General features: G+C 54.0%; 5 protein-coding genes. 2 read left to right on the top strand and 3 right to left on the bottom strand.

The genetic code is table 11. The features are described from left to right. Positions 1–431: 431 nt before the first annotated feature. Positions 432–1574, bottom strand: coding sequence for a porin (locus RC85_RS24270; protein WP_420821395.1), 1143 nt, complete (start codon positions 1572–1574; stop codon positions 432–434). A gap of 668 nt (positions 1575–2242) precedes the next feature. Here RC85_RS24270 and ftsY point away from each other — a divergent pair. Together ftsY and RC85_RS24255 are read left to right on the top strand one after the other, a co-directional pair. Further along, on the top strand, positions 2243–3304 hold the full coding sequence (ftsY, locus tag RC85_RS24265) for a signal recognition particle-docking protein FtsY (protein WP_084422992.1): 1062 nt from the start codon (positions 2243–2245) through the stop codon (positions 3302–3304). Positions 3305–3786: 482 nt separating this feature from the next. Beyond that, positions 3787–4866, top strand: coding sequence for a hypothetical protein (locus tag RC85_RS24255; RefSeq protein ID WP_149752731.1), 1080 nt, complete (start codon positions 3787–3789; stop codon positions 4864–4866). 293 nt (positions 4867–5159) lie between these two features. On the opposite strand, the gene RC85_RS24250 is transcribed toward RC85_RS24255, so the two are convergent. Together RC85_RS24250 and RC85_RS24245 are read right to left on the bottom strand one after the other, a co-directional pair. Beyond that, positions 5160–5486, bottom strand: a complete 327-nt coding sequence (locus RC85_RS24250) for a hypothetical protein (RefSeq protein WP_068267331.1) — start codon at positions 5484–5486, stop codon at positions 5160–5162. Positions 5487–5893: 407 nt separating this feature from the next. Next, positions 5894–6682 (bottom strand): methyltransferase, encoded by a 789-nt coding sequence (locus RC85_RS24245; protein ID WP_068267330.1) that lies wholly within the window; start codon positions 6680–6682, stop codon positions 5894–5896. Positions 6683–6914 lie beyond the last annotated feature (232 nt).

The following is a 6914-nucleotide window of genomic DNA, read 5'->3' as shown; positions in this document are numbered from 1 at the left end:
CAAGTTCGCTAACACCAAGAAAGAGTGGTTCGCCAAATTCTTGGACATGTCCGCTGAGGCTCGCTACGGCCTACTTTCTGAAACCTGACGGGATCAGCTACGTTTTAAATTAGATGTAGGCCGTAGCGAGCCCCAGCGAGTTACGGCACTGTGCGCAACGCCGTAACTCGCTGAGGCTCGCTACGGCCTACTTTTTGGGCCGGGTACGGGAAAACCGGGACGTTGTTTTGGGATCGGGCCTAAACCAGCAGTCTCTGGAAACACGAAAAAAAGCCGGCCGCTCGCAGATTTCTCTGCGGGCGGCCGGCTGGCTTTTTCACTTGAACCCGTACTTCAGGCTGGCTGGCCTCGGGTGGCTGGAAACGTTGGGGAGAATCGCTTTTCGCTACTCCCGTACGGATTCAATCAGCCAAAATTGGCGGGCTAGCTGACTAGAAAGTGAAGACAGTGTCGATACCGAAGGTCGTTTGATCTTCGCCATCTTGAAGTCCTACGACTTGGTCGTCGTCCCAGTCCCAGCGGATTTCAGGTCGGATGGTGACGTTGGCATGAGGCCTGTGGTTGACACCCAAGGTCAGGGCGTAGATGTCGTTCTCGGCAGTTGCACCATTGCCAAAGTCGATACCTTCGTTGTTGTACCACTCAAAGCGTCCACCAACGGCCCAGCAATCGCTCAGCGTCTTAATCAAGTACTGGTTGATCCCGAAGGTATTCCGAGCGTCTACACCAGCACCATCTTCAGTGCTCAACAAGTCGCTTTGGATGATGTACTGAAGGCTATCGGTGACAGCGTAATCAGCAACGATCGAGTGCATGTAGCCTTGCTCGTCGCCGTTGAATGCGTTGCGGCCGAATTGGCCGATCGTGGTAGCGTAGATCAGATTCAGGTCGTCGGTCAAACCGAGCGAAATACCGCCCAAGAATGCGTCGCCGTTGTCGTCAAATCCGCTGTCCCAGCCCATGGTGTATCCACCCCAAACTGTGACGTCATCGCTAGCGTTGTACGTTGCCAATGCACCGGTGTGGGTGAAGGGCTCGCTGTAGTTGAACGTGTAAGCGTGGCTGTAGAAGAAGTTACCGGTCGCTGGCACAACTTCCCATCCGATGATGGTGTAGAAGTGACCGACTTTGACCGACAAATCGCCGTAGCCTGCTTCAAGGTAAGCTTGTGGCAGTGCGTGACCGTACTCGCCATTGTCCCAACCGTTGTCCCAACCGCGTGGGTCAGTTCCGAACGCTTGCGTGTTTTGAGCATCGATACCGTACAAGTAATCGATACGTCCACCGATGTCGAAACCGCAGCTCGTGTCGATTGCTTTTTCAGCATACAACCAAGCTTGATGCAGGTTCAATTCGTCTGGACGATCGTTGAAGATTGGCAATGCGGCACTGTGATAGCCGAGCGAAGCCCAGCCGCCCATCGACCAACCATTGTCCAGCTCGCCGAACAAGGTGTAGGGGTCGCCCAAGCAGCAATCGCCGGTCAGGCAATCGAGTGCCCCGATTCCACAACCGCTGTCGCAGCAAGAATCGCAGCCGCCGTCGCAGCCCATGTCACAACCGAAAGAAGGCATTTCGCAACCGCAGGCGGGTTCGCCACAGTCACAGGATGCTTCTTCGCAGCAAGATACTAATTGAATGTCGTTTGATTGGTCAGCGAAAGCGTTGCCAGCGAAAGTTCCGCAAGCGAGGGCGGCGACCAATGCCAATTTTGTAAGCTTCATATGCTTGTATTAACTCCCCAGTTATCCGTTTTGGGTGGTCGTGCAAATTGCACAAAGGTTTTAGTCACGTCTTCCAAGCGAACAAGCAATCTGATCGACGCTCGTTCAACTGGATGCTTAGGAACGCTCCTAAGCTTGATGCCCTTCAAAAACACTCATCATCCGCCAAAGTATCACGTGTGTTTTCATGGGCCGTGATCTGTCTTCAGGGCTATTCATCGGAGCCTACTTACAATGGTGCCACCAATTTGATGAAAAGTAACCTCAGATCCATCCAACACTGCTCCACAAGTGCATATCGGGCAAACGGTGCCGCCTTGTTTGGTCGTTCATACTGTTCGTGTCATTACGATCAACGAATTTTTCAGGATCTGGTAAGGTTTGACGGTTGAGTTGCCAATGCGGCCGCGATCGCTCGGCTGACCTACCCGAAAGGCCATTCTTGGGTCAAACTGAGCGTCGAATCGCTCTGCCCGACACCGCGGCTTCCGCTTCCTCCAACTCAATCAAAGTAAACGATGGCGTTTTGGCGTTCCAAGAAAGCAAACACTGAATCCCCCAGTGATCCATTGGTATCATCTGAGCCATTGATCTCGTCCGATTCCGACAGCGCGGATTCCCTTTCGACGCCATCGCCCTCGAAAACGAATCCCGCAGAAGCTGCCAGCTCTGGCGTCTTCTCAAAAATGCGGGGCGCGCTAACCAAAACCCGCCAGGCTCTCGGCACCGACATTCGCGACCTCTTCAAAGCGGACGGGCGACTGGTCGATGACGAATTCCTAAAGGATCTGTTCGAGCGGCTAATCAAAACCGACATGGGCGTTAGCCCCGCCGAAGAGATTCGCGATCAGATTGCCAAGAAACACCGTGCCCGCGTCGTCCAGCTCGAAGAAGTCCTGGAGTCGATCACAGAGCAGATCACCGAAATGCTTGCTCAGGATTCCACTGACTTGGCTGTCGCTGGCGAAGGCCCCACCGTCATCCTGGTCGTCGGCGTCAACGGCAGCGGAAAAACGACTTCGATCGGAAAGCTAGCCAGTTATCTGCATCGAAGCGGCAAGAAGGTCGTCCTGGGTGCCGGCGACACCTTCCGCGCCGCCGCAGTGGAACAGTTAACAGTGTGGGCCGGACGAATCGGTTGCGACATTGTCACTGGACAACATGAAGCCGATCCCGCCAGCGTGGCGTTTCAAACCGTAGACAAAGCCATTGAAATCGGTGCAGACATCGCCATCATCGACACCGCCGGACGCCTGCAAACGCAATCCAACCTGATGCAACAACTCGACAAAATCCGTCGTGTGATCGGAAAGAAGATCGAAGACGCCCCGCACGAAGTGCTGTTGGTGCTCGACGCGACCGCAGGGCAAAATGCAATCAGCCAAGCCAGCGGTTTCAGTGACGTTGCGCAGTGCAGCGGAATTGTGTTAGCAAAATTGGACGGATCAGCCAAAGGCGGCGTCATTTTGCCAATCCAAAAACAGTTCGGCTTGCCGGTCAAGTTTGTCGGTCTGGGCGAAGGCATCGAAGACCTGGCAAAGTTCGATCCAGAACCGTTCGCCAAGGCGCTGTTTCAGTAAGCATCCGAGTTACTCCGCGATATGCTACTGAGCCATCGTCCGTCACCAAATGTCCAGCGGCGTTCGGATTGATGAATAAAGTTGGGTGCGAGTTGTTTCACGAGTTGATTCGTTCCAAAAATCCACCGAGCCAAACGGCGATCGCTCGTTTAACCGCGTGGGCATCGCCCCGCGCGTCCCAGCATTGACGTCGCGCGGGGCGATGCCCACGCGGTTAAACGATTTAGAAATGTCCTACAGCGAAATCTTGCCGGAACTGCGCTGCGATTGTTCCGGCCTACAAAAGTGTTTCACGGCTTGAGCCTCACCCGGACAGCCCACATTGCTTCTTGCCAACTCGCTGCCGGTTCCTAACCTTTCTTCCGTGCGAGCACACTGCCGCACTCTTTCCACGATGGAAAGGCGACTCGCAAACGATTTCGATGTTTGCCTCTGCTGATGGAACCAGCAAAACGCCTCACCGTTGGATGGAAAGGAATAACATGACTGACCGTGTGACTGCTTTAGGATTTGTCGTCATCGCTTTTCTTACAGAATCGCTGACCGCAACATCGGCTGATCTCGTTCATTTCGATTTACCGCCGACTGCTGCTGCCGTTTCGGATGTCGATCCAGCCGAGGTTACCATTTCGCTGCGTTTGTCGTCGATGATCCAATCACCATCGATGCCGCGGATCGATCAATGGATCGTTACCTGCCGACCGCGTGGGGAAGGGGTCACGGTCGTCGACTATTTTCCTCGCACCGAAACCGGCAGCGACGTCAGCACACCGATCCAGATCAAACGCAGCAAAGAAAAGTCCCAATCGGTTGGCGTTCATCTTGACGGTACCTACCCACACATCGCCGGCGGCACTGCTGCGGCGGATCGCGGCGAAAAGAATCTCGAATCGGTACAGTTTGATCGAACCGCACCAGTTCAGGCGGTCAGTGCCGCTGGCACGATCGATCGTGGACGCGGTGTGTATTTCAAACTCAGGTGGACCGCAACTCAGGTTTTGGAAGGTGAAAAACTGTTCCAAGTCACGCTACGCGTGCCTGCGAATTGGCGAGGATCCCTGATAGACGTTTCTGTTCGTGCGGATCGAAACGAAAAAAAGTTTGGCGGACTTGACCAAGAAATCGTCACCGTCGGTGCAGCCAACTTTGTGGTGGCAACGTATCGAGACGGTGATCTTGAATCACAAGCACGCGCAGCCGAACTCGCAGAGGCAGAATATGAACTGCGAAATCTGGCAAAGACGATCGACCGTCAAACGTCGATTCGATCGCTCCCACAAATGTTGCGACACATGGTCGCAAAGTTTGACGGTGATTCCAAAGCCACCGACACACACTGGGTGGGACGATTGATTTCGGGTCGCGCTGATCCGCATTTAGACAAGTCGATCAATCGCCTGCCAATGTCGCTTCGAGTCGCTGCGTTGGACTACGCCGATTGCCGAGACACGTTTGCCGAACTGTCGCGATCCCACGCCAATGCGCCAGACAGCAATCTCGACAAGAATCTCGACACTCGAGACCAAGTGTTGGTGGCAAAGCCGACGCTGCAAACGCGTTAGCAGCGCAAGGGCGCAGGCATCAAATTTGGCACTTTTTGTAGGCCGTAGCGAGCCTAAGCGAGTTACGGCACTGAGCGCACCGCCGTAACTCGCTGAGGCTCGCTACGGCCTACTTTCTGAACCCTGACGGGATCGGCTACGTTTTAAATTAGATGTAGGCCGTAGCGAGCCTAAGCGAGTTACGGCACTGTGTGCACCGCCGTAACTCGCTGAGGCTCGCTACGGCCTACTTTTGAACTCAAATCGATTCGCATGCCTGGCCCTAGGAACGACTTTCATCTTCAACAAACTGGTTAGTTGTTACTGAAACCGATTGCGGCCATCGTATCTCGGCCGAGCGGATTCTTCATAAACTGATTGTGGCAGTTGCAACACAAATCATAACGGCCGCGATGGTTTGATTCGCCAGCAGTTTCGTCGGGCAATTCAACCACACCCTCAAGCGATTGATGAAGCTCGCTGAGGTAATCGATATCTTCATCCGCTTCTCGTTCGATATCCGCCACGTGATCATCAAGTGGATCATCGACGACGGATTGAATTTCAATCTGTACCACGTATCGAGGCTGATCGATCGTATTGATCGTTCGTTTGCAACGGTCGCAGGTGTAATGAATCACGATGGGTTATCCAACCGCGTGAATGAAACGCGACGCGGCCAACCCAATGTTGGCCAATGAAAAAGAATTCCGTATCAAGTCGCGGGACACCCTCATATTAGTGACCTACGAAGTCGGTTCGCAAGTCAAAAGCCGCACACTTTTTTCTTTCCAAAAATCAGACTTGACACCGGCGTGCCAATAGTAACCAAAACGACTAGCCCGATCTCGCTGTATCAGGTGTTTGGATCGCCGGCCGGACTGGTACAGGCATGAAGCATTTCCAAACCGTTTACCCGCGTGGGCATCGCCCCGCGCCCTGAAGGGTTGCCAAATTGTTTAACCGCGTGGGCATCGCCCCGCGCGTCCAGGGCCAGCACGACGCGCGGTCCCAAACGCGCGGGGCGATGCCCAACGCGGTTAAACGGCTAATTACCATGTTTTGCTAAAAACAAATGCTGCGCAGTCGTACCGACTGGCGTGCCTGCATCCGGCCGGACTTCAAAAAGAACCGCCGGGATCATCGGGGAGTCCGCCGATTCCCAGTCCCGATTTTCAAAGTCCTCTTCCAGTGACTTGGCTTTCAATCCATTCGCTTTGCATGTTTGCAGCAACAAGTTCAATGTTTCCGGCTTGCTGCAAATAACGATCGCGCGACCACCCGAGTTCAGGTGTGATGAAAAACCGCCAAAAAAAGACTCTGCGAAGGTTCGCAACCCACCATCATCTTCGCGTTCACCGAGACGATGGTTCTGATCCAAGTCAGTGATAATCAGATCAAACTTTTCGTCAGATTCAATTGCCGAAAACGCATCTTGCTTACTTGCCGGTCGCAAACGAGTGGTCAACTTGCCGTCCGGTGCAAGCGCGGCGACGTTGTAGCGAGTGTTCGAGACGGCGGCGGGATGAATGTCAGTCGCCACCACGCTCTTCGCTTCATAGTTCAAACACATCGCCGAAATCAATCCAACGCCGCTGCCAATATGCAGCACATCGCGCGACGCCGCCACATTGTCTTTCGCGATCGCTTGCCGGATCGTCACGCTGGCGATCAGATCAAAATCGACGGATTCAAATTGAACCAAATCACCCGATGGAATTTCTTCGATGGTCCAGCTTTGGACGACGTCGTACGAATAGTCCAAGTCGTCACGAAAGCGAGAATCGCAACCGGTAATCAACAGGAAAGCCAGAAACGGGACAAAGCAAGTTTTCATCCCGGCATTCTATCGGCAGCGCGCCGGGATTGCACCGGCGGAAGTTGTTTCCCAAAGGAACTCTAAGGAACGAGCGGGGAATAAGTGTCGCCTTTCGCAGGGGACGTCGTATTGATTACTGCGCGTCAGCCTCGGAGGGACGGAAGCTCTCTGCCGGGGATGTAAATCCCCGGATGGCAGCGTTATCTCTCACCAATTCTCTGGCTCGGTTTCGCGGCTACGCCGCGAAACC

Source organism: Rubripirellula obstinata (genome assembly GCF_001642955.1).
Taxonomy (GTDB): Bacteria; Planctomycetota; Planctomycetia; order Pirellulales; family Pirellulaceae; genus Rubripirellula; species Rubripirellula obstinata.
The sequence above is the reverse complement of the archived record's forward strand: the minus strand, read 5'-3'. Positions and strand labels throughout refer to the sequence as shown.

Excerpts from the sequence above, each read along its gene's own strand:
- RC85_RS24270 (WP_420821395.1), bottom strand. The coding sequence starts at position 1,574 with ATGCCTTCTTTCGGTTGTGACATGGGCTGCGACGGCGGCTGCGATTCT.
- ftsY (WP_084422992.1), top strand. The coding sequence starts at position 2,243 with ATGGCGTTTTGGCGTTCCAAGAAAGCAAACACTGAATCCCCCAGTGAT.
- RC85_RS24255 (WP_149752731.1), top strand. The coding sequence starts at position 3,787 with ATGACTGACCGTGTGACTGCTTTAGGATTTGTCGTCATCGCTTTTCTT.
- RC85_RS24245 (WP_068267330.1), bottom strand. The coding sequence starts at position 6,682 with ATGAAAACTTGCTTTGTCCCGTTTCTGGCTTTCCTGTTGATTACCGGT.